The organism is Pseudomonas sp. H1_D04, from assembly GCF_054683855.1.
This window is the reverse complement of the sequence record NZ_CP162826.1, coordinates 5794644-5816804: the sequence shown is the minus strand read 5'-3', so window position 1 is coordinate 5816804 and position 22161 is coordinate 5794644. Positions and strand designations below refer to the sequence as shown.

General features: G+C 57.9%; 19 protein-coding genes and 2 pseudogenes. 6 read left to right on the top strand and 15 right to left on the bottom strand.

The window, feature by feature from the left end; all coding sequences use genetic code 11:
- Positions 1-19 precede the first annotated feature (19 nt).
- From AB4N82_RS27035 to AB4N82_RS27020, 4 genes and pseudogenes are all read right to left on the bottom strand, one after another.
- Complete coding sequence (locus AB4N82_RS27035) at positions 20-2227, bottom strand: hypothetical protein (protein ID WP_460103919.1); 2208 nt, start codon at positions 2225-2227, stop codon at positions 20-22.
- Between the two features lie 47 nt (positions 2228-2274).
- A complete protein-coding gene (locus AB4N82_RS27030) occupies positions 2275-3723 on the bottom strand; it encodes a hypothetical protein (RefSeq protein WP_460103917.1) in 1449 nt (482 codons plus the stop codon).
- A gap of 248 nt (positions 3724-3971) precedes the next feature.
- A complete protein-coding gene (locus AB4N82_RS27025) occupies positions 3972-5282 on the bottom strand; it encodes an MFS transporter (RefSeq protein ID WP_122763748.1) in 1311 nt (436 codons plus the stop codon).
- A gap of 22 nt (positions 5283-5304) precedes the next feature.
- Positions 5305-5520, bottom strand: a pseudogene (locus AB4N82_RS27020) (cysteine hydrolase family protein); the annotation flags it as partial.
- A 217-nt stretch (positions 5521-5737) separates the two neighbouring features.
- Here AB4N82_RS27020 and ggt point away from each other — a divergent pair.
- Positions 5738-7462, top strand: coding sequence for a gamma-glutamyltransferase (ggt, locus tag AB4N82_RS27015; protein ID WP_032891134.1), 1725 nt, complete (start codon positions 5738-5740; stop codon positions 7460-7462).
- 111 nt (positions 7463-7573) lie between these two features.
- Here ggt and AB4N82_RS27010 read toward each other — a convergent pair whose 3' ends face one another.
- The 3 genes from AB4N82_RS27010 to AB4N82_RS27000 all read right to left on the bottom strand — a co-directional run bounded on the left by AB4N82_RS27010 (position 7574) and on the right by AB4N82_RS27000 (position 10467).
- On the bottom strand, positions 7574-8095 hold the full coding sequence (locus AB4N82_RS27010) for an AAA family ATPase (RefSeq protein WP_032891135.1): 522 nt from the start codon (positions 8093-8095) through the stop codon (positions 7574-7576).
- On the bottom strand, positions 8092-8655 hold the full coding sequence (gene pnuC, locus AB4N82_RS27005; protein WP_032891136.1) for a nicotinamide riboside transporter PnuC: 564 nt from the start codon (positions 8653-8655) through the stop codon (positions 8092-8094). Before pnuC ends, AB4N82_RS27010 begins: the two co-directional genes overlap by 4 nt.
- A 177-nt stretch (positions 8656-8832) precedes the next feature.
- Positions 8833-10467 (bottom strand): methyl-accepting chemotaxis protein, encoded by a 1635-nt coding sequence (locus AB4N82_RS27000; protein WP_122754009.1) that lies wholly within the window; start codon positions 10465-10467, stop codon positions 8833-8835.
- A 232-nt stretch (positions 10468-10699) separates the two neighbouring features.
- Between AB4N82_RS27000 and AB4N82_RS26995 the strand changes: the two genes are divergently transcribed.
- Together AB4N82_RS26995 and AB4N82_RS26990 are read left to right on the top strand one after the other, a co-directional pair.
- Positions 10700-11530 (top strand): undecaprenyl-diphosphate phosphatase, encoded by an 831-nt coding sequence (locus tag AB4N82_RS26995; protein ID WP_032891138.1) that lies wholly within the window; start codon positions 10700-10702, stop codon positions 11528-11530.
- Positions 11527-11910 carry a DUF1294 domain-containing protein gene (locus AB4N82_RS26990; protein ID WP_460103914.1) on the top strand — a complete coding sequence of 128 codons (384 nt, stop codon included), beginning with the start codon at positions 11527-11529 and terminating at the stop codon, positions 11908-11910. Before AB4N82_RS26995 ends, AB4N82_RS26990 begins: the two co-directional genes overlap by 4 nt.
- Here the strand turns inward: AB4N82_RS26990 and AB4N82_RS26985 are convergent.
- Positions 11899-12255, bottom strand: coding sequence for an MmcQ/YjbR family DNA-binding protein (locus AB4N82_RS26985; RefSeq protein WP_012723994.1), 357 nt, complete (start codon positions 12253-12255; stop codon positions 11899-11901). The two genes, AB4N82_RS26990 and AB4N82_RS26985, sit on opposite strands and share 12 nt — an antisense overlap.
- Positions 12252-13160, bottom strand: a complete 909-nt coding sequence (locus AB4N82_RS26980) for a LysR substrate-binding domain-containing protein (RefSeq protein WP_122754008.1) — start codon at positions 13158-13160, stop codon at positions 12252-12254. Before AB4N82_RS26980 ends, AB4N82_RS26985 begins: the two co-directional genes overlap by 4 nt.
- 125 nt (positions 13161-13285) lie before the next feature.
- Here AB4N82_RS26980 and AB4N82_RS26975 point away from each other — a divergent pair.
- Both AB4N82_RS26975 and AB4N82_RS26970 read left to right on the top strand, forming a co-directional pair.
- A pseudogene (locus AB4N82_RS26975) lies at positions 13286-13898 on the top strand (FMN-dependent NADH-azoreductase).
- 211 nt (positions 13899-14109) lie between these two features.
- Positions 14110-15147: an alpha/beta hydrolase family protein gene (locus tag AB4N82_RS26970; protein WP_032891141.1), complete on the top strand. Its 1038-nt coding sequence runs from the start codon at positions 14110-14112 to the stop codon at positions 15145-15147.
- Here the strand turns inward: AB4N82_RS26970 and AB4N82_RS26965 are convergent.
- The 6 genes from AB4N82_RS26965 to AB4N82_RS26940 all read right to left on the bottom strand — a co-directional run bounded on the left by AB4N82_RS26965 (position 15141) and on the right by AB4N82_RS26940 (position 20881).
- On the bottom strand, positions 15141-16316 hold the full coding sequence (locus tag AB4N82_RS26965) for an MFS transporter (protein ID WP_122754007.1): 1176 nt from the start codon (positions 16314-16316) through the stop codon (positions 15141-15143). The two genes, AB4N82_RS26970 and AB4N82_RS26965, sit on opposite strands and share 7 nt — an antisense overlap.
- Positions 16317-16474: 158 nt before the next feature.
- Positions 16475-18061, bottom strand: a complete 1587-nt coding sequence (locus tag AB4N82_RS26960; RefSeq protein WP_081797888.1) for an ABC-F family ATPase — start codon at positions 18059-18061, stop codon at positions 16475-16477.
- A 20-nt stretch (positions 18062-18081) separates the two neighbouring features.
- Positions 18082-19275 (bottom strand): tyrosine-type recombinase/integrase, encoded by a 1194-nt coding sequence (locus tag AB4N82_RS26955; RefSeq protein WP_460103911.1) that lies wholly within the window; start codon positions 19273-19275, stop codon positions 18082-18084.
- A gap of 222 nt (positions 19276-19497) precedes the next feature.
- A complete protein-coding gene (locus tag AB4N82_RS26950) occupies positions 19498-19968 on the bottom strand; it encodes a hypothetical protein (protein WP_460103909.1) in 471 nt (156 codons plus the stop codon).
- 273 nt (positions 19969-20241) lie between these two features.
- Complete coding sequence (locus AB4N82_RS26945) at positions 20242-20508, bottom strand: hypothetical protein (RefSeq protein WP_179179115.1); 267 nt, start codon at positions 20506-20508, stop codon at positions 20242-20244.
- A gap of 49 nt (positions 20509-20557) precedes the next feature.
- Positions 20558-20881 carry a hypothetical protein gene (locus tag AB4N82_RS26940; RefSeq protein WP_460103907.1) on the bottom strand — a complete coding sequence of 108 codons (324 nt, stop codon included), beginning with the start codon at positions 20879-20881 and terminating at the stop codon, positions 20558-20560.
- Between the two features lie 127 nt (positions 20882-21008).
- On the opposite strand from AB4N82_RS26940, the gene AB4N82_RS26935 reads away from it, so the two are divergent.
- Positions 21009-22103, top strand: a complete 1095-nt coding sequence (locus tag AB4N82_RS26935) for a hypothetical protein (RefSeq protein WP_460103906.1) — start codon at positions 21009-21011, stop codon at positions 22101-22103.
- Positions 22104-22161: the final 58 nt, after the last annotated feature.

Below are 22161 nucleotides of genomic sequence, written 5' to 3'. Positions count from 1 at the left end.
GCAAATAGACGGGGTTTTATCAGATAGGTTGGGTTAATCCCCTGACACGATCGATATTGAATTTGCTGGCAACCACGTCGGCATCAAAGGCACTGACTTTGTATTTTTTTCCGGTCAGGATCGTACCAAATGCATCGAGGTTTTTGCCGGTGATGCCGTTGCTAAGGGTCTTTTCCAGGCCCTTGGCCATTGACTCTTGTGTGGGGAATATCGCTTTGCCGTAGTTGGGGTCGTAAAAAAACCAGCTCTTCGGGGTGGTGCCGGTGGGGTCGACCTTCACGCCCGCAAGCATTCCATGGTTAGTGCTGCTGATCATCAGCGTCTTTGAGGAAGTGGCTTCGCTCAATTCTTTAATGATCGACTTATAAGAAATCGGGTTACCCACGGCACTGCTATGAAATCCCAGCTCGTTGCCGACGGTGGACTGCAGGCTTGAAAGGTTTCTGATGAATTTGGCTGAGTTTTCAGCTTCCGGGTTTGCCATGGCAAATACCAGGTTGTCGAGCAGCGTGTCTTCATTGCCTTCGAGCAGCGCCAGGCCCATGGCGGTGGAAAGGGCCGCACATTCACCGGCAATGTCAGGGCTGGTCTGGCTCAGGTAATACGTTTGCGGCATGCCTCGGGTGGTTCCACCGGCGGCGGTGACTTCACGCTGGAATATCTGTGCGCTGCGTTGAGTATGGGCCAACAAAAGTCTTTCTCGCTGGCGCACAAGACTGCCGATTTGCTCTGTTGAAAAGTTGGACGTTGCAATAAGGTCCTCGATTTCCTGTACCCCCATGGACGGCTTGTAGCCAGGAACCGTATAGGGGCTCAGGTGTTTGAAACCTTCCGGGAAGCTGGTTGGTTCCGAGTACTTAGCGTTGATGACGTTGGCTTCATATTGTGCCAGCGCATCCGGATCGCGTTGTGGCGAAGCGGGGCGCTCAAAAAAGCCAATGCCACCCTCCGGTGCAAAGCCTTCTATGGGGGTGCCGTAAGCCTTGCCGGAGGCTGCGTCCACGGGGTACCACTTCTCGTCGATGATTTTGGCCAGGGTACGTGCACCACCACCGGCGGCGTCCACCCCCTCGGTTCTTCCGATCCTGACCGCCGTGCTGACACCCAAGCTCTGGACCAGGCCATTGCTTGTCGGTCGCAAGCCGCCAAACGACGGAATGGTGGAATAAAAGGGTTTCGCTGTCTTGCCTGCGCTGCCCAGCAACCCGACCAGATCATCTGTAGAGTGGCTGGCTTTTCTCAGCATGTTAAACAGGGTTTTGCTGGACTTGATGCTGTGGGCGAATGCACGAAGTGGTTGCGAAACAGGAATGGCGGTCGATACGCCGTCGATAATAAAACCGGTGAAGGCTTCTGCTATTTCACCATTGATCGCGTGCTTCAACGTATTTGCAAACGGTACCAAGCTCAGCACCGCTGCCGCTCCGGTCTTCTGATAGCGCTCTGTTAATTCGACGGCACTTTCGCCACTAGCCTGTTGACGCAGGGTTTCCTCATCGTAGGCCAGATGTTTGGACGCGGCTGTCCTGGCCAGATCAAAACTTTTTCCGCCGAGGAAGGAGAGGTCGGGTGTCTTGTCGCTGGCGCCACGTTGCCACTTATCCGGCGTTGGTATGTGCTCGATCACCACCTCAGAAAATTCATTCTCGCGAGGGGGAGTCCCACTGTTGTAAGCCTCCCAATCAAACGGTTGCCGGATATTGTTCTCCACGTTACCCACGGCCCTGGTGTTGATACCTTCAGGCCACTCTGCTGGAAGATCGGTGCGGATCTGGATTTTCCCTTGCTGTGGGAAGACTTCATAGTAGGTGACTTTTGACTGGTGTTCGGAGCGAATGATGAACCCTTGTCGACCTTTGCTGGCTTCTTTTTCGGCCTTGGGGATGAGGTGGGCATAGTGCGAGGTAACGGCTTTTCTCAACGCATAAAATTTCTGCTCGCCCCATTGCAGGCTGCTCCGGTGTTCCTCTGGAAGCTGCGAGAGCAGGTTTCGGACCACCGCGGTGTGGCCCTGTAGCAGGTCGGTGTAGTAGTTGTTGAATGTCTGGGTGAACAGCCACTCAATGCTATGAAGTCGATGGAGTTCCTTCTCGATGGGGGCCATGGAAAAGTCGGAACTGATTGATCGCCACATACCTGCCTGGAGTTTTCCCGACATATGCACGTCCAGCAGGCTGTAGAAATGGTTCTTGTCGGACTCCAGATTGTCCGGCGTGGCTTGCAGCACTTTGCGGGTAAAATCGATTTGATTGCCAAAGACCCGTTTAAGGTCATTCAGGGCAATCTGTTCGCGGTTTGGGAGGGGGTGGCCAGTTGTTGGCCCGCTCGGACCAGAGATGAGGGCTGATGTTGAAAATCCTGGTGTGCCTGCTGTATCTCGGACTCTGAATAGTTGTTATCGGCGCGCTTGTCGAGTCGACCGTTGGTAATCGCCCAGTCCACTAAGGCGTCTCTTAGAGCAATGGTGGCGAAGGCCTTGTCCTGCTCCGTGATCGGTGTCGTCGCGTCATAGTTCATCACTTGTTGATAATTCATAGTGGCGCTTGTGCCAGGCGCGGAGTGCTCGATGCGTGAGACAGCGGCGCTGAATGTGGCCCACTGATGGGTTCCATACAGCAACGAGTCAGGCAGGTCTTTGACTAGAAACTGTGGGGCGATACGGGACAGCATCAAGTAGCTGACTGTGCGGACGTTATCGGCCTTCAGATGTTGATGGGTGCGCAGCAGGTAGAGGTCCAGTGCTTCGACGATGGCTTCTGGTGACTTGCGTAAATGATCAGGCGCATCAAGGGCAAAATCATTGCCGATCAAGTTGCGTGTGGTGGGGAGCTGAGGCATCACGGATAACACCAGTGCGCTAAGGACCAGTTCAGCGGCACTTGTCACTGTGGGCAAGACGCCGAGTTCGGCCTCCAGCTTTTTGCCTAGCTCAATGGCTTTGGGCTCCAACAGCAGTCGATACAACGCGTAGCGTGGCTCAGCGGTGATTTTCTTTGAGCACGACCGATTAGTGCCCATTACCCAGGCGGGATAAGTCTGGGCGTATAGGGGGGACTCGGTGCATGTTTCGGTTTGGGTGTAGGGCCCGAAGGTTTTCGTGGTTTGGGTGGTACTCCCAATCCTGGTTTGAACACCGGTCATTTTGGATAACGAGTCAAGCGTGTGTGCATCTGTCGTCGCAAGCCCCACCAGGTTCTCGATGAGTCCGCCCTTGGTTTTGTCCAGCCAGCCCTCGACAATCTCATTGATTCGTTGGCGCTGCTCCAGTGTCAGGGGCACCTCGCGCGACAACATTCCCCAATAGTCCCGGTGAGCGGGTTGTGGAGGGGGCGCGTAGGTGATTGCGTCGTAGAGATTCTGCAGCGCTTCTTTGTTTGTTGGGGCTATCCAGCCTTGGTGTTTGATAAACCAGTTCAAGCTGACGTGCGTCGGGTTGATGAGTTTAAGTTCGCGACCCATCGAAGAGTCTGGCGAGACTGCAAAGCGGGTCAGATCAAGATCCGGCATATCAGTGGAGGCGCTGTTCAGGGTTTTGCCCAAGGCATCCAGCAATGATTTTCGGTCGTCCAGGTTGGCGTGTTCCTCCGATTTTTCCTGCCTTAGGGGGCTCTGATTTTCAGGGCGTGCTTGCCGCAAACGCTGAATAGGCTGCACAGCTTGCGAATGCAGCAAAGGTGCTTGGGCGCGGGAGGTGTGATCGACGACGGCGGAAGTAGATGGCATGAACACTGATCTCTCGGATAAGAAGTAGGGAGGCTTCTGACAGGCGAAGTCTTCCCTGTGTGGTCCGAGAGTTCGGGTTGTTCCTACGGTTTAAAATGCATTTTATTTCACTGGTTTTAACGATACTGGCCGCGTGATCCATGTGAGGGCAGCCAGCCCGAAATCACTGTCGATCTATCTCAACACCGCTTTAGCGTTTTGCGTGCCCAGCGTTGCGCCTTTCTGCTAGTCATTACGCGACCGTGTTATCAACGATTCACCCGTTTCGCCGGCAAGGCGATGACCAGGAAACTGCTGAGAATCAGGCAGCCGGCAAAGAACCACAAGGCGCCCGCGCTGCTGCCGGTCACGTCGATCGCCACCCCCATCAACGAGTTACTCACCAGGCCTGCGATATTCGCCAACGAGCACGCCAGGGCAAAGCCGGTGGCTGCCGCAGTGCCTTTGAGAAAGGTCGTCGGCAGGCTGAAGAACACCGGCACTGCGCCGATGATTGCGGCCGAGGCAACCGCGAACAGGGCGACGGTGGCCGCGACGTTATGGGTGAAGAACGTGCTGGCGGCCATCGCCGCTGCGCCGATGAAAAACGGCACGATGATGTGCCAACGGCGTTCGCGGTGTTTGTCGGAGCTGGCGCCGATCAAGAGCATGCCCAGCAGCGCGGCCACGCTCGGCAGTGCGGTGAGCACGCCGATATGGAAGGTGTCGGTGACCCCGGCGTTGCGAATAAAGGTCGGCATCCAGAAACCCATGGCATAGGCGCTGAGCAGGATCGAGAAGTCGATACCGCCGAGCATCCACACTTTGAGGTTGAAGAAGCCGTCACGGAAGCTGTGCTTGCTGCCGGCGCCATCGGCGTCGTCCTTGCGCAGTTCGCTTTCCAGCAGGGCTTTTTCTTCATCCGACAGCCATTTGGCTTGTTGGTAGGTGTTCGGCAGTGTCCAGAAGGTCAGCACGCCGAGCAACACGCTGGGCACCGCTTCGATCAGGAACAACCACTGCCAGCCGCGCAGGCCGCCCACGTGGTCGAAGTGGCCCATGATCCAGCCGGACAGCGGGCCGCCGATCACGCTGGACAGCGGCAGGCCGATCATGAACAGCGCAATGATGCGCCCGCGTCGATGGGTGGGAAACCAGGTGGTCAGGTAGTACAGCACGCCCGGCAGGAACCCGGCTTCGGCGGCGCCGAGAAAAAAACGCAGGATGTAGAACTGGGTCGTGGACGTAACCAGCATGGTGCAGGCCGAGAGCAGGCCCCAGGTGATCATGATGCGTGCGATCCAGATCTTCGCGCCGACCCGCTCCAGCACCAGGTTGCTCGGCACTTCAAAGATGATGTAGCCGACAAAGAACAGGCCCGCGCCGAGGCCGAACGCGGTTTCGCTGAACTGCAGTTGGTCGAGCATCTGCAGCTTGGCGAAGCCGATGTTGATTCGGTCCAGGTACGCGGCCAGATAACAGAAGCACAGGAAGGGAATCAGCTTCCAAGTGATCTTGTGGTAAAGCGTGTTGACCGGGTCGGCGACTGTGTTCGCGGGCACTGGATTCGCACTGGGCATTGGGTGTCTCCTGGCGGTGACTTATGGTTTTTATACAGTCGGCAGTTGTTGTAGGCGCGAGCTGCGCGCTGGCGTACTGCTTGGTAATCACCGCTTCATGCGCCAGAGGCAACACCTCGGCGCAGAACGCTGCCAATGGGTTGCCTTCGACCATGTCTTTCATCACCGAGGCCTTCTTGACCTAGATCCCGCCCTCGACGAAGTGGCCGGGATGGTAGCGGATATTGGTGTGCACCACCGCAACTCTGCGAGCCAACCCCGGCGCTCACTGATTAAACGCGGTTAAAAAAGTGTGGGAGGGGAGCTTGTCCCACGATTGCAGTGGGTCAGCTAAAGATTGGTTTTTTTCGGTCCGTTCTATGACCGACAAGTTCTGTAATAAAAACGCCATTGCGCTGGGGATTAAATTGCCGACGAGCTATTTTGGTGCATCTCAACAACCCGAGTAGCCATGGATGAAATACCAACCCTTCAGCCGTACCTTGATTGCCACTGCCCTGGTGTTGACGGTCAGTGGTGTACAAGCTGCTTCCCAAGCCCCGGTGGCCGGTGAAAATGGCATGGTGGTGACGGCTCAGCATTTGGCAACTCATGTGGGCGTGGATGTGCTCAAGGCCGGGGGCAACGCGGTGGATGCGGCCGTGGCCGTAGGCTATGCGCTGGCGGTGGTGTACCCGGCGGCGGGCAACCTGGGCGGCGGCGGTTTCATGACCGTGCAACTGGCGGACGGGCGCAAGACCTTCCTCGACTTCCGCGAAAAAGCCCCGCTGGCGGCTACCGCCAATATGTACCTGGACAAGGACGGCAACGTCATCGAAGGCCTCAGCGCCAAGGGTCACCTGGCTGTAGGCGTGCCGGGGACCGTGTCGGGCATGGAACTGGCCTTGAGCAAGTACGGCACCCTCAAGCGCGCCCAGGTGATTGCCCCGGCGATCAAGCTGGCAGAAAACGGTTTCGCCCTGGAACAAGGCGACATCGACCTGCTGCACACCGCAACCGGCGAATTCGAAAAAGACAAGGACCTGCGCGCTATCTTCCTGCACAACGGCCAGCCGATGCAGGTCGGACAGAAACTGGTGCAGAAAGACCTGGCCAAGACCCTGAAGGAAATCTCCGCCAAAGGTTCGGACGGTTTCTATAAAGGTTGGGTCGCCAAGGCCCTGGTAGATTCCAGCCAGGCAGGCAAAGGCATCATCACCCAGGCCGACCTCGACAAGTACAAGACCCGCGAACTGGCGCCCATCGAGTGCGACTACCGGGGTTACCACGTCGTTTCCGCGCCGCCGCCGAGCTCGGGCGGTGTAGTGATCTGCCAGATCATGAATATCCTCGAAGGCTACCCGATGGCCGACCTGGGCTATCACTCGGCCCAAGGCCTGCACTACCAGATCGAAGCCATGCGCCACGCCTATGTGGACCGCAACAGCTACCTCGGCGACCCGGATTTCGTGAAGAACCCGATCGAGCATCTGCTGGATAAAAACTACGCCGCCAAGCTGCGTGATGCTATCGAGCCGCAAAAGGCCGGTGATTCCCAGGCGATCAAACCGGGGGTCTCGCCCCATGAAGGCAACAACACCACCCACTACTCCATCGTCGACAAATGGGGCAATGCGGTGTCCGTCACTTACACCCTCAACGACTGGTTTGGCGCGGGCGTGATGGCGAGCAAGACCGGGGTGATTCTCAACGATGAAATGGACGACTTCACCGTCAAGGTCGGCGTGCCGAACATGTACGGGCTGGTGCAGGGTGAAGCCAACGCCATCGCCCCGGGCAAGGCGCCGTTGTCGTCGATGAGCCCAACCATCGTGACCAAGGATGGCAAGGCCGTCATGGTGGTGGGCACGCCGGGTGGCAGCCGCATCATCACCGCGACCCTGCTGACCATTTTGAACGTGATCGACTACAAGATGAACATCCAGGAAGCCGTGGATGCGCCGCGTTTCCACCAGCAGTGGATGCCGGAAACCACCAACCTTGAGACCTTCGCGGTCAGCCCGGATACCCAGAAGCTTCTGGAAAGCTGGGGCCATAAGTTTGCAGGGCCGCAGGATGCCAACCACTTGGCGGCGATCCTGGTAGGTGCGCCGTCCCTGGGTGGCAAGCCGGTGGGTAACAATCGCTTCTACGGGGCTAACGACCCGCGTCGTAATACTGGGCTTTCCCTGGGCTACTAAACGCCTCGGTTCCCAATAAAAAACACCGCGGTCTGCCAGGCAGATCGCGGTGTTTGTTTTTGGGCGGCTTCGCCACCCGGTTCGCGCGATGCGACGATTCGACAAGCTCGCTCACTGCAACAGCTGTTTTACCGCAGCAAACGCGGCTTTGCAGCGTTCCTCCCAATTCCCGCGAATCACCACCACCGGCTGCTGATGCTGGTGCATCCAGTCCAGGCTTTGCTGGAAAAACGCGCGACGATCCTCCAGTTCCGGCTGGCAGCGTTGGCCATCGGCCGTCCACTCCACATCTTCGGGGGAGAGCAACAGGTGCAGGTCGTAATGACGTGCCAACAACTCATCGTCGAGCCACGCCGGGTAGTCGCCGAACAGGGTCTGGCTCCACAGCTTGTTGGTGAGCAGATGGGTGTCGAGAACCAGTAGGCGAGGTTGTTCGGCGCGGGCCGCGTCTTCCCAGGCCAGTTGGCCGTGGGCGATGGCCGGGATATCCGCCAGGCAGGTATCGCGCTGATGGTGATCAATGAAATAGCGCACATACTCGCCGACCATCAACCCACCAAAGTGCGCGTGCAACTGCGCTGCGAGCCAGCTTTTGCCGCTGGATTCAGGCCCCGCCAAAACCACTACTTTCATGTGCGCAACGCCGGATCGGCGCGCCATTCACGCCAGCCCTGCACGGCGATCACGGTGAACAAGGCATAGAGCCCGGCGGTGAGGTACAGGCCTTTATAGAGGAACAGCCCGACGAAGATCACATCCACGGCAATCCACAACGGCCAGCATTGCACGCGTTTCTGCGCCATCCACATTTGCGCCACCAGGCTGAAGCCGGTGAGGGCCGCGTCGAGCCAGGGTTGCGCAGCATCGGTCCAGTGGGCCATGGCGGCACCGAGCAGCAGGCTGCCCACCGCGCCGATCGCGAGGCTGGTCATGATTGCCGGCACCCCCAGGCTCGTGACCTGGCGGCCTTGCTTGACCTCGCCCGCGCGGGTCCACTGCCACCAGCCATAGACTTGCAGCGCGGCGTAGACCACCTGCAGCAGCATGTCGGAATAGAGTTTCACGTCGTAGAACACCCACGTGTACAGCAACACCATCACCAGCCCGATGGGCCAGCACCATGGGTTTTGCTTGACCGTCAGCCAGACAGCGATCACCCCCAGGGCAGCGGCGAACAATTCAAGCCCGGACATGGCGGTTCCTTGGGGAGTGGGAGAGGGCGGGGATTGTAACCACAGGCCAGCAATCTTCAAAACACAGTAGGGCAAATGTAGGAGGGGGCTTGCCCCCGATAGCGAAAGGTCAGTTGCACCTATGCAGACTGATATATCGCCATCGGGGGCAAGCCCCCCCCTACATTTGGAGCAGTATTAGACCTTGAACTGGCGCAAGAGGCCGTCGAGCTGCTCGCTCAACCCGCGCAAATGCGCGCTGGCCACACTGGACTGTTCCGCTGCCAGTGCCGTGCTGTGGGACAAGCCCGCCGCCTGGGTGACGTTCTGGTTGATGTCTTCCACCACATGGGCCTGTTGCAGGGTGGCACTGGCGATGGACGCGTTCAGGCCGTTGAGGTTGTGCAAGGCCTGCCCAATCGCAGTGAGGCTGGCACCGGCCTGACCTGCCTGCTCAATGGTCAGTTGGGAGGCGCTGTGGCTGTCGCTGATCACCTTGACCGCCGCTTCCGAGTGTCCTTGCAGGCGCTCGATCATCACCTGGATTTCGGCGGTGGACTTTTGCGTGCGTTGGGCGAGCAGGCGCACTTCGTCGGCCACCACCGCAAACCCTCGGCCTTGCTCCCCGGCGCGAGCCGCTTCGATGGCAGCGTTCAGGGCCAGCAGGTTGGTTTGGTCGGCGATGGAGCGGATCACTTCCAGCACGCCACCGATCTGGGTGCTTTCGCTGGACAGCGTGCGGATCACTTCCACCGCCTGGCTGATGGTGCTGGAGAGTTGGTCGATCTGTTGCAGGCTGCTGTCGATATTGACCTGGCCTTGGTGCGCCTGGGCCTGGGCATCGCGCATTTCGCTGGCGGCATGTTCCGCGTTCTTGGCCACGTCCTGCACGCCGTAGGTGACTTCGTTGATGGCAGTGGCCACCAGCTCCATCTGCTGCGACTGCTGCTGGCTGCGGTCATGGGCCGAGCTGGCGTTGTTGCCCAGGTCGGTAGAGGACTGACCCAAGGCGTTCGCGCACACCTGCAACTGGCTTACCACCTGACGCAGCTTGGCGGTGAAACTGTTGAAGTGCTGGGACAGTTGGGTGATTTCGTCACGGCCGTGGGTGTCGAGGCTGCGGGTCAGGTCGCTTTCACCGCTGGCGATATTGCCCATGGCATTCACCGCCGCCTGCAACGGGCGCACGATGCTGCGCACGATCAGCGACACTAGCAGGCCCATCACCAGCGCAATGCCCAGGCCGATCATGGAGGCTTTCCACACTTGGCCGCTGAACTCGGCCTGCACGTCGTCCACATAGACGCCGGAGCCGATAATCCAGCCCCAGGGCTCGAACAGCTGGATATAGGAAGTCTTGGCCACGGGGGCCTGTGCGCCGGGCTTGGGCCAGCGATAGTTGACGATCCCGGCGCCCTTGGCTTTTGCCAGGCTGACGAACTCGTTGAACACAGCAAACCCATCGGGATCGCGGATAGCCGAAAGGTTCTGGCCATCGAGCTTGGGGTTGGCCGGGTGCATGATCATCACGGGCGTGAGGTCGTTGATCCAGAAATAGTCGTCATGGTCGTAACGCAACCCCCGCACCGCGCTCAGGGCTTGTTTCTGGGCGGCGTCACGGGTCATCACGCCGGTGGTTTCCAGGCCGTGATAGAACGTCAGGATCCCGCTGGCGGTCTGGACCACGTGTTGGGTCTGTTGGCGTTTGGCTTGGTAAAGGTCGTCATGGATCTGCTTGAGCATCAGCAAACCCAGGGCCAGCAGCATCAGCAGGGCGACTATCAGGATCAGCCATAGGCGTCGGCTGATCGACATATTGCGCAAACTGTTCATCGTCCTGTCACTCCGGGCTTTTTATAATTGTGGGCGTCGCATCGACTTTTACGCCTTGTCTGATAGGCTTTCGGCCCGTAATCGAAAAACCTGAGTACTGCCTGATTTTCACAGAATTTTTGCAGACTGGTGTTGATCATCATCAACACTGGGCCTTCAGCGCGCTCGTCGTCAGTGAACCATTAAAAAAGACTAACAAGGCGTGCCATAGCGCATGACCTTTGGGGGAAGCATGGATTTTTGGACCGCCATTCAGGCATTGATTCTCGGCGTAGTGGAGGGGTTGACGGAGTTCCTGCCGATCTCCAGTACCGGCCACCAGATCATCGTTGCCGACTTGCTCGATTTCGGCGGTGAACGTGCGATGGCCTTCAACATCATTATTCAGCTCGGCGCCATTTTGGCGGTGGTCTGGGAGTTTCGGCGCAAGATTCTCGACGTTGTCACCGGCTTGCCAACCCAGCGCAATGCGCAGCGTTTCACGATCAACCTGCTGATTGCGTTCCTGCCGGCCGTGGTCCTTGGGGTGATTTTCGCCGACTTGATTCACCACTACCTGTTCAACCCGATCACTGTCGCCACAGCGCTGGTGGTGGGCGGCGTCATCATGCTGTGGGCCGAGCGCCGCGAGCATGAAGTGCATGCCGAGACCGTCGACGACATCACCTGGAAAGATGCACTCAAGGTAGGCTTTGCCCAGTGCCTGGCGATGATCCCGGGCACTTCGCGCTCCGGCTCGACCATCATCGGCGGCCTGCTGTTCGGCCTGTCGCGCAAGACTGCTACCGAGTTCTCGTTCTTCCTCGCCATGCCGACCATGGTCGGTGCTGCGGTGTACTCGGGCTACAAGTACCGCGACCTGTTCCAGCCAGCGGACCTGCCGGTCTTTGCCATTGGGTTTATCACCTCGTTCATCTTCGCGATGATCGCGGTCAAGGGCCTGCTCAAGTTCATCGCCAGCCATAGCTACGCGGCGTTTGCCTGGTACCGCATCGGGTTTGGCCTACTGATCCTGGCGACTTGGCAGTTCGGTTGGATCGACTGGGCGGCGGCAACGGCATGATCATCCAGCACCCGCGCTTGAAGGCGGCGATCTTTGTGCTGCTGTGCGCCGCGCCGCTGTTGGGGTCGGTGCTGGTGTGGCAGCGCGGCGAAACCGTGATCCCGCTGGTGGCCTATGGCGTGGTCAGCGTGATCGCGTTTTTCCTGTACTGGAGTGATAAACGCAAGGCGCGCACCGACAGCTGGCGCACCCCGGAAAACATCCTGCACGCCGTTGAGTTGGCCGGCGGTTGGCCCGGGGCGTTGATTGCTCAGCAGGTGTTCCGGCACAAGACGCGCAAGGTGTCTTTCCAGCTGCTGTTCTGGGTGATTGTGCTGTTGCACCAAGTGTTCTGGTTGGACCAGTTGTTCCTTGGCGGCACGTTACTGTCAGTCCTCTAGCAACAAACCAATCTGCGTGCGCTTGGGTAGCTTGCTCACCACCAGTTGGTGGGAGCGCTGCAACAAGCCACGCAGTTCCTCGGCGCCCAGCGGGTAGGGCGTGTTCATGATGATCCACTGCGCACGCGCCAGGTATGGCGCGGGGTGGATACCGGGGCGGTCCACGTGGCCGAGAAACAGTTCCTTGTCGACCTTGAACGCCAACGAGTCGCCGCGCAGGTTTTGCAGGGCGAACATCTTGTTGCCGGCAATCGAGAACACTCGCACGCCGCCCCATTTGTAGTCCTCCCGTGCGCCGGGCAGGCTCAGGCAAAAGGTGGCGACTTGCGCTTCGGTCATCTTCATAGCAGGCGGTCTCCGCAGCTTTTAAAGCCTTCTTCCAGGTAATCGATCCAGGCACGAATGGCCGGCAGCACACCGCGCCGGTGTGGGTAGACGGCCTGCAACCAACCGCCGGGCAGTGACCATTCCGGCAGCAGTTGCACCAAGTGGCCGTTGGCCAATTCTTCCTCGCAGTACATCATTGGCAGTACGGTAAAGCCCAGGCCCATGATGGCGCTGGCCTTGCGCACGTTGAAGTCATCAACGCCCAGACGTGCTTCCATAATCAGGTCGTGGGGGTTGCCCTGGGGATCGAGGATGCGCTGGTGCACCATCCGGTCCGCCTCTAATGCACCGAGTATCGGCAGCTGCTTGAGGTCATCAAGGGTGCTGATAGATCGGCCATGCATGAAGTTCGGGCTGGCAACCAGGACGGTCTGGGCCGGGCGCAGGCGCTTGGTGACCAGCAGCGGGTCTTCATCGCCTTGCTCACGCACTCGCAGCGCCACATCGATGCCTTCGGCCACGAGGTCGACTCGGCGGTTGACCAGGGTCATTTCCAACTGCACCTGAGGATGTGCTGCCAGAAACCCGGCGACCACGTCCGGCATCATGTTCTGTGCCAGCCCCACCGGGCACGTCACCCGCAGACGTCCACGGGGTTCGCTGGACATGCTGGCCACGGCCTCATCGGCCATCTCGGCTTCCAGCAGCATCGCTTGGCAGTGGCGCAGGTAGCGTTCGCCGACGGCGGTGAGGGTCAACTGGCGCGTGGTGCGTTGTAGCAGGCGTGCGCCCAGGCGCTCTTCGAGCTCGGCAATGCGCCGCGACAACCGTGACTTGGGGATGCCCAGCAGCCGACCGGCGGCTGCGAAACCGCCGGCTTCGACGACTTTGGCAAAATAATAGAGGTCGTTGAGATCTTGCATTGTGAGCCTATTGTCCTGTCAGTGGGACAAACTATCGCATTACAGGCGGCTTATCGACTATTCGTTTCATGTGTAGCATCACCGCCATCTGATCGCCCTAGTCGATCCCATCTCGGAGATCCATCATGAAACTGTTGCATATCGATTCCAGCATCCTCGGCGACAACTCGGCTTCCCGTCAGCTCAGCGCTGGTGTGGTTAAAGCCTGGCAAGCGGCTGAGCCGAGTGTGGAAGTGACTTACCGCGACCTGGCCAGCGACGCCATCAACCACTTCTCCGGCGCCACCCTGGGTGCGTTGGGCACGGCCGCTGAACTGCGCGACGCTGCGCAAAAACACGAAGCTGAACTGAGCGCTTCGTCCCTGGCTGAATTCCTCGCTGCCGACGCCATTGTGGTCGGTGCGCCGATGTACAACTTCACTATCCCGACCCAACTGAAAGCCTGGATCGACCGTATCGCGGTCGCTGGTCAGAACTTTCCGTTACACCGAAGCCGGTCCGGAAGGCCTGTGCGGCAACAAGAAAGTCATCATCGTTTCCACTGCCGGCGGCCTGCATGCCGGTCAAGCGTCGGGCGCTGCCCATGAAGGTTACCTGAAACTGCTGTTCGGCTTCCTCGGCATCACCAACATCGAAATCGTGCGGGCCGAAGGCCTGGCCTATGGTGATGAAGTGCGCAGCAAGTCCCTGAGCGACGCTAACGTACTGATCAACGAACAATTGTTCGCTGCCGCGTAAGGCTTGAGTAAATATCGCCTCCTCTCGGTTTCAATCTGAAGCCGAGTGTCTAAACTCTGTATTCTGATCGTCTGAACGCGACCGGAGTACGGAGTTTTTTCGTTTTCCCGCTGTCTTCTTTGATGTGGCCCAGCTTGTGCAAGCATGGGGTCAATGCCCTGGACTTTTCATTCGACATGTCGGTTCTCACGCAGCAAAGGTGGACATCCCCATGATGCGTCTTTGTGCTGTTATGGTTCTTTCCCTGCTGGGCGGCCTGATTTCAGTGCACGCCGCGCCTGCGCCGCACCCCCATTGGAGCGTCGGCTTTCATCGCATGACGTTTCTCGATCCGCTCGACTTGCAACCAATGAAGGCCGTGGCGTTCTATCCGTCAACCGGCCTTGAGCACACCACGCAGCTGGGTGCCTATCACGTCGCCGCCACCGAGGACTCCAAGATCGCCATCGGCCGTTTCCCGATGCTGATGCTGTCCCATGGCAACACCGGCACGCCGCTGGCCCTGCACGACCTGGCCACGTCCCTGGCGCGCAAAGGCTTTGTGGTGGTGGCGGTGCTGCATCCTGGCGACAACTACAAGGACCATAGCCGTCTGGGCACGCTGAGCAACCTGTACGGGCGGCCGATCCAGATATCCGAAGCGATCACCGCCACCCTGGCGGATCCGATGCTGTCTCCGTTCGTCAACATCAACCAGGTGGGGGTGATCGGCTATTCCGCCGGTGGCGAAACCGCGTTGATCCTGGCTGGCGCCAAGCCGGATTTCGATCGCCTGCGCCGCTATTGCCAGGAACGCCCGGAAGACCGCGACGCCTGCACCACCAAAGGCGAGTTGGTGGTGGACCGTGACGACTTACAGCCCCAATCCGACCCGCGTATCCACGCCTTGATGCTAATGGCGCCGTTGAGCCTGATGTTCGGCCGTCACACCTTGGCCGACGTGCATGTGCCGGTGCTGCTCTACAGCGGCGACGGCGACAAGCTGGTGGCCGTGGACAAGAACGCCGCAGCACTCGCGCGCAAATTACCTGAGCCGCCGAATTTCAAGCTGCTGGCCGGGGCAGGGCACTTCGTGTTCATGGCGCCGTGCGACAGTGACCAACTGGCCGCCATGCCGGCGATCTGCACTGACGCCGATGGCGTCGACCGCGAAGGCATTCACCGCGACCTGATTTCCGAAGCCGGGCGCTTTTTCACTCGTACCCTTGGCACGTCCACCCGTGCGGGTTTGCAGACGGCTGATCAGTAAGCGCGGCGCTTGAGCAGTAAAGTCACGCCCAGCGCCGTGACCGACAGCAACGCCGCGCAGAAGAAGATCCAGCCGTACCCCAGGTTCAGCGCCACAAAACCCATCAACGGCCCGGCAATCGCCAGGGCCAAGTCAAAAAACACCGCATACGCACTCAATCCCGCGCCACGGCTGCTGTTGGGCACTTGCTTGATGGCTTCCACGCCCAGCGCCGGGTACACCAGCGACAGACCAAAGCCCGTCAGTCCTGCGCCGATCAACGCCACACCGGTGGAGGGCGCCAGCCACAACAAGGTGAGGCCGAGGGTCTCGATAAGCATGCAGGCGATGGCGGCGCTGAACCCGCCAAAACGACTGATCGCCGAGATAAATACCAGGCGCGACAGGATAAAGCACACGCCAAATACCGTGAGGCAGTACGCCGCGCCTTGCCAGCCACGATTGAGGTAGTAGAGGGTGATAAAGGTAGTGAGCGTGCCGTAGCCAATCGACGACAGGCACAAGCTGACCCCAAACGGCGCGATACGCCCGAACACCGCCCAGAATGGCAAGCGCTCGCCGCGCACCACCGGCACCGACGGTTTGTTGCGGATCAGCATCAGGCCCAGCGCTGCGAGTACGGTCAGGGCGATCCCCAGGCTGTTGTAGCCATACTCGGCCACCATCACCACCCCCAGCGGCGCGCCGATGGCGATGGCACCGTAGGACGCAATGCCGTTCCAGGAAATCGACCGCGCCGTATGCTCGGCGCCGACCTGGCCCATGCACCAACTGATGGTGCCCACGCCGATCAGACCTTGGGCCACGCCCAACAGCAGCCGGGCGACGATCAGAATGCCCAGGCTTACGTTGGGCGTACTTTCCAGCAACGTCGCGAAGAACGTCAGCAAACCGCTCACGAGAATGCCCGCCAACCCCAGCACAATCGCTCGTTTGGTGCCAACGCTGTCCGACATCCGCCCGGCCATGGGGCGGCTAAGCAGGGTCGCCAGGTACTGCGAAGCGATAGTGATCCCGGCCACCACCGCGCTGAACCCCAATTGTTCATGCACGTAGCCTGGGATTACCGCAATCGGCAGGCCGATGCAGATGAAGGCAATGAAGGTATAGAAGACGATCGAGACGATCTGCAGGGTGATCGACAGGGAGGAGGGGGTGGCGGTAGACATGGGCACTCGTTCGCGGGCGGGCGGTGAGGGCATCATGGCAAGGGCCCGGGGTAAAAGGAAGCAGCCTAACTACTTGGTCTGACGAACAGGCCCGCTTGCCACAACATGCAAAAAGCCCCGTCACAGTGGACGGGGCTCTTGGGTGCAGCGGGCGTTATTTAGAACACGACGCCTTGGCTACGCAGGTAGTCGTCATAAGTACCGCTGAAGTCGATCACGCCGTCAGCGCTCAACTCGATGATGCGGGTGGCCAGGGACGATACGAACTCACGGTCGTGGCTGACGAAGATCAGCGTGCCCGGGTAGTTTTCCAGCGCCAGGTTCAGCGCTTCGATGGATTCCATGTCCAAGTGGTTGGTCGGTTCGTCCATGATCAGCACGTTCGGCTTTTGCAGGATCAACTTGCCGAACAGCATGCGACCTTGCTCACCACCGGAGATCACCTTGACCGACTTGAGGATCTCGTCGTTGGAGAACAGCATGCGGCCCAAAGTGCCGCGAATCATCTGCTCGCCCTGAGTCCACTGACCCATCCAGTCGAACAGCGTCACGTCGTCTTCGAAGTCGTGAGCGTGATCCTGGGCGTAGTAGCCCAATTCCGCAGCGTCGGTCCACTTGATGGAGCCTGCGTCCGGGGTCAACTCGTTGACCAGGGTGCGCAGCAGGGTGGTCTTGCCGATACCGTTCGGACCGATGATCGCAACACGCTCTCCCGCTTCAACCTGGAAGCTGAAATCCTTGAACAGCGGCTTGCCGTCGAAACCCTTGGCCATTTTTTCGACCATTACAGCCTGGCGGTGAAGTTTCTTGTTCTGATCGAAACGGATGAACGGGCTCACCCGGCTCGAAGGCTTGACCTCAGCGAGTTGGATCTTGTCGATCGCCTTGGCGCGGGAAGTCGCTTGCTTGGCTTTGGAGGCGTTGGCCGAGAAGCGGCTGACGAAGGATTGCAGCTCAGAGATCTGCGCCTTCTTCTTGGCGTTGTCCGACAGCAGCTGCTCGCGGGACTGGGTCGCCACGGTCATGTACTCGTCGTAGTTGCCCGGGAACAGGCGCAGCTCGCCGTAGTCCAGGTCAGCCATGTGGGTGCACACGCTGTTCAGGAAGTGACGGTCGTGAGAGATGATGATCATCAGGCTGTTACGCTGGGTCAGGATGTTTTCCAGCCAGCGGATGGTGTTGATGTCCAAGTGGTTGGTCGGTTCGTCGAGCAACAGCACTTCAGGATCGGAGAACAGCGCCTGGGCCAGCAATACACGCAGTTTCCAGCCAGGGGACACTTCGCTCATCGGGCCGAAGTGTTGTTCCAGAGGAATGCCCAGGCCCAGCAGCAGCTCGCCGGCACGGGATTCGGCGGTGTAGCCGTCCATCTCGGCGAACTCGGTTTCCAGCTCGGCCACGGCCATGCCGTCGTCTTCGCTCATTTCCGGCAGCGAGTAGATACGGTCGCGCTCGGCCTTGACCTTCCACAGCTCCTCGTGGCCCATGATCACGGTGTCGAGCACGGTGAATTCTTCGTAGGCGAACTGGTCCTGGCGCAATTTACCCAGGCGAACGTTAGGCTCCAGCATGACCTGGCCGCCCGACGGATCGAGGTCGCCGCCGAGGATTTTCATGAAGGTCGACTTGCCGCAACCGTTGGCACCGATCAAACCATACCGGTTGCCGGCGCCGAACTTGACCGAGACGTTCTCGAAGAGCGGCTTGGCGCCGAACTGCATGGTGATGTTAGCTGTGGAGATCAATTACTTTACCTATCAATAGCTTAGGGTGCGCTTATTTGAACTGGGACCAATTTGGGACCAATCTGGAGCTTTTGCATTTCGCTCCAGTCCGAGCTTGAGTTGATCCAACGCGCATAAGTCGAGAGCAGCATCTGCACACTATGGCCGAGCTGCTGGGAGATGAAGGCGGGGTTCATGCCAGACATAATGCATATTGTCGCATAGGTGTGACGACAGTTGTATGGCGGCCGACGACGGATATTCAGAGCCTTCAGGGTCGGAATCCACTGCTTGTGCAGGTCAGATGTCTGTTTCACGTACTCCGAGTTCTTTGACGGCGGGAAAATGAAAGGCGTTTCCAGCACCCTCCCTTTACCTTTTTTCCGACGCTCTGAGTATTCCCTCGCGAATTTCAGCGCATGCATGGCGCGTTCATTCAGCAAAACAAAGCGGTCTCCACCCGTTTTTGTACGCTCTACCACTTCCCCCAGGGCGATCCCACGACATACGTGGGCCGTCCTTTTCTCTTCGTCTACCGCATCCCAGCGCATTGCCAGGGCCTCGGACAGGCGCATTCCTGTAAAAAACACAAACTCAAAAAATGCCGCATAAATCGTGCTGGGCCAATGATCGTGCTCGTACATCTTGGCGATGATCAGGTTTGCCTCCTCCAAAGTGAACGGGTCAATTTCCTTCTTGCTGCGCTTGGGTAACTCCAGGATCGCTGCGGGGTTCTTCGGGATAAGCTCTTCGGACATTGCTGAGTTCAGGATGGTCGACAGCTTTGAGATCGCGTTGCGCTTCACCCCGGGGGACTTCCATTCGCTGGCTGCCATTACCCGGCGGAGCAGCGTAGTGGTGATCAGGTCGATTCGCACCAGGGCCAGGCCGGGCATCCAGTACCGGTTCAGTGCACCCTTGTAGTTCGCCTTCGTTCCACCGACCACCTCGCGACTGTCTAGCCAGAGCTGGGCATACTCGCCGAAGTTGATCTTCCCCCCAGCGACGTTGCTGGAACTGGGGAAAAGCTCGGCGTACTTATCATCGTCGAGCAGCCCCAGCTTAATCAGGCCTTTTACTTGATCAACAACCTGTGAGGCAGACTTGATTCCTTTCTGTGTCGGGGGATAGGGGAGCGTTTCACTGCGCCGGCTGCCGTTCCACATAAAGCGGATGCGGATCGATCCGTGGTGGAGGTCCATTCCTGCGGGCAAACCCATTGGCTTTCGAGCCATTCGTAGTATCTCCTGATGCTGTACATGACGCGGCTGCCTTGCTTGTTCCAGACGCCGAGGGGGATTTGATTGCGGGCGCGCTTTGAGCGCAGGGCGGCGAGGGTGGTACCGAGTAGCTCGGCCATCTGCGCCTCGGGCACCTTGTCGCCCGTGATCCCGTCGTTGAGTTGTTCCGCTGCTGACATTGGATGCTCCGCGCCGCGCTGGGCGGCAGAAGGTGGGTTAGGGTTTTGCTGCTTTCGCGTGCCCGACGCACACTTTTGTGGGCTCGCCTTCTGCGTCCAGGTGGGCATGACACATGAACCCTTTTCGGTGGTGAGCCATGAACTCCGCATCGCAAGTGGTGATGGGCGACTGATTGGCAATCGACCCCAAGCGATATGCGCACCCGTGACAGGCACCGGCCGGGTCGCACTTGCTGGCGATCATCACGCCCTGGCACGCACCGATGAGCGTTGGCAGATTCACGCTGGTGAACTTGTCGGGGTGGACGCCACATTCCTCGATCAGCACCTGGTCGCACATCTCAGCGCAGTTTTCCGCGACCGAGTTGGCCATGCCAATCAGTTGCGCCGTGAACTCAACCAAACGGCGCTGGCCATGGATTTTCAGGTAAACCTCCAGCGCGGAGCGCCGACCTTCCAGATCCAGCTGAGCCATGCCCGCCAGGTTCGAGGCATCACTTTTATCCATGCTGTATTCACAGTTTGCAGGCATACGAATACCTCGCCCGCCGCTCACCGGCAGGCACTTGTGATTTAATGAAATGAATTCTTAAAGGTGACGCGAAATGGATAAGGCGTTTAGAAACCCGCTGTTTTTGACTGGGCTCCCATTGGCAGTCTGCGGGCTCGCGATAACTGCGCCTGCCCTCTGGATAACCGGCTTGGTATTTATGGTGTGTGGATGGGCGAAGGGCAATAAACAGCCTTGATGCTCACCGGCAGGCATGGAGGGGGATTGGGGTTAGGCTTGCTGGGTGCGGAGATAGCGCCGGCACTGACATTGCGGATCGTCGCAGTGCAACTCGCCAACCCATTCAGGGAAATGGTCGCCCTCGAAGCGCTCAATGCAGGAGTGGCTTAGTCCGGTGCGCTTCACGTCTTTTACGAAGCGCTGCAGGTCTTTCGCGTTTCCGTCGCGATCAGGTTCGTCCCACCGACTCATCACTAGAAGACCGCAATTCGTCTTGCCATGGTCCATGAAGCCCATGCTTTTCGGTGCATCGTTCATGGCCTCGGCCCCTTGTAGATGAAGACGTAGGTGAACCAGAGGGTGGCGATCATGGCGTCACCCGCTTGCGCACCCACACGCAGATAGGTCCGTCGTCGGTATCGTGGATCGAGAAGATGAACCAGCCTTCACCATCAGGCGTGGTCGGATGCCAGGCCGCACAGTCGGCAATACCCTCAGCAAGCCAAGACGCTTGCACCTCTTCTGACGCGTCGTACTCGAAGGCCAGCTCTCGAACTTCCAGGCCGCGCGCGTCAAACCAGGCGTATGGGATCAGTTCGTCATCAGTGGACGGCCAGGCCGGGTGGGTCCAGTAGCCATGTTCGTCACGCTCAACTGGTAGCGGCTGGATCAAAACAGTTTCTTCAGGCATGACTTCGTCCTTGCCGCTATAGCGGCTGATTTGGAAGGAGAGCGGGTAAAGGATTATTTTGAGCTTGGTGTTGTATTTTCAAGTAGACTTTTATTATCCGAAAACGAGGCTCAAGGATTCGATAAAAATGGAAAAATGGAGTGGCGTAGATGGTGGGGTATCATTTTTTTCTAATTCTGATAATAAGTTGTTAATTGATAATCTAGGTGATCGACTCAGCGAGCATTTAATTAAAGTATCGAATGAGGGTGGAAAAGATTTTTTTGTGTTATTTGTTTGCGAGACTCTGCGTTGTATGGGGAGTTTGCCGTTAAAATTTGATGATAGGTGTGGTTTTAATATCGAGGATAGTGGCGTTCGATTTTTAGAGCTCTTGAGGCTTTTTAATATTCAGAATTCGGATTTGATACAAGAGCTTTTCTCTATTTGTTACAGGTTTGCGATAGAGTATCAGGCGAGCTCACCTGATGCACTCCCAGAAAAGTTGCAGGGATTAGTGATTCAGGTTTCGATTAATGAGAAGTTGTTCAATAATCAAACTCAATTGTCTGTCAGGTTTGCAGAGCATCAAATGCTCATATTAGTTTTAAAGAGGTATGTTTATCATCCTGGCCTAGAGAATGTACGTGACTTGAAGCTGTTGCTTCAGAGTGTTGTGGAGCAAAAAAAGCGTACTGAGGAAGACTTGACGGTTAGGCAAGAGAAAGTAGACCTGCTTAAGGATAGCCTTGATAAGTATAGAGATGCTTTTAATTTCTTCGGTTTGTATGATGGATTCAAAAACTTAAGAACTCAAAAAGGCAGAGAAGGGTTTGTAGGGCTTGTTTTGCTTTCGGCTCTTGGCCTTTTAATGATGATACCTTTTTTTGTGAAGTTTTATTTGACTTTCAATCCCGTAAAGGATGTTTCGTTGGATGGGGAGTTTTACATTGGGTTGATTGGTTTTGAATTGGTGTTAGCGTACTTTTTCAGAGTTGCACTGCACAATTTCAGATCGGTTAAGACTCAGCTATTACAGATAGATTTGCGTATGACGCTTTGCCAGTTTATCCAAGATTATGCAAGGTATGCAAAAGAAGTGCGCAATGGCAGTCCTGAGCTTCTTGAACGATTCGATCAAATTATCTTCAGCGGGATTGTAAATAACGACGGGTCAATACCCTCGACCTTCGACGGGCTAGAGCAACTTGGGGGGTTGATAGATAAAGTAAGGGGTAAATAGCTCCGCCATTAGGCCAACTCGCGTCTTACGTTTCTATCTCGAGCTGTGTGTTGCTGGC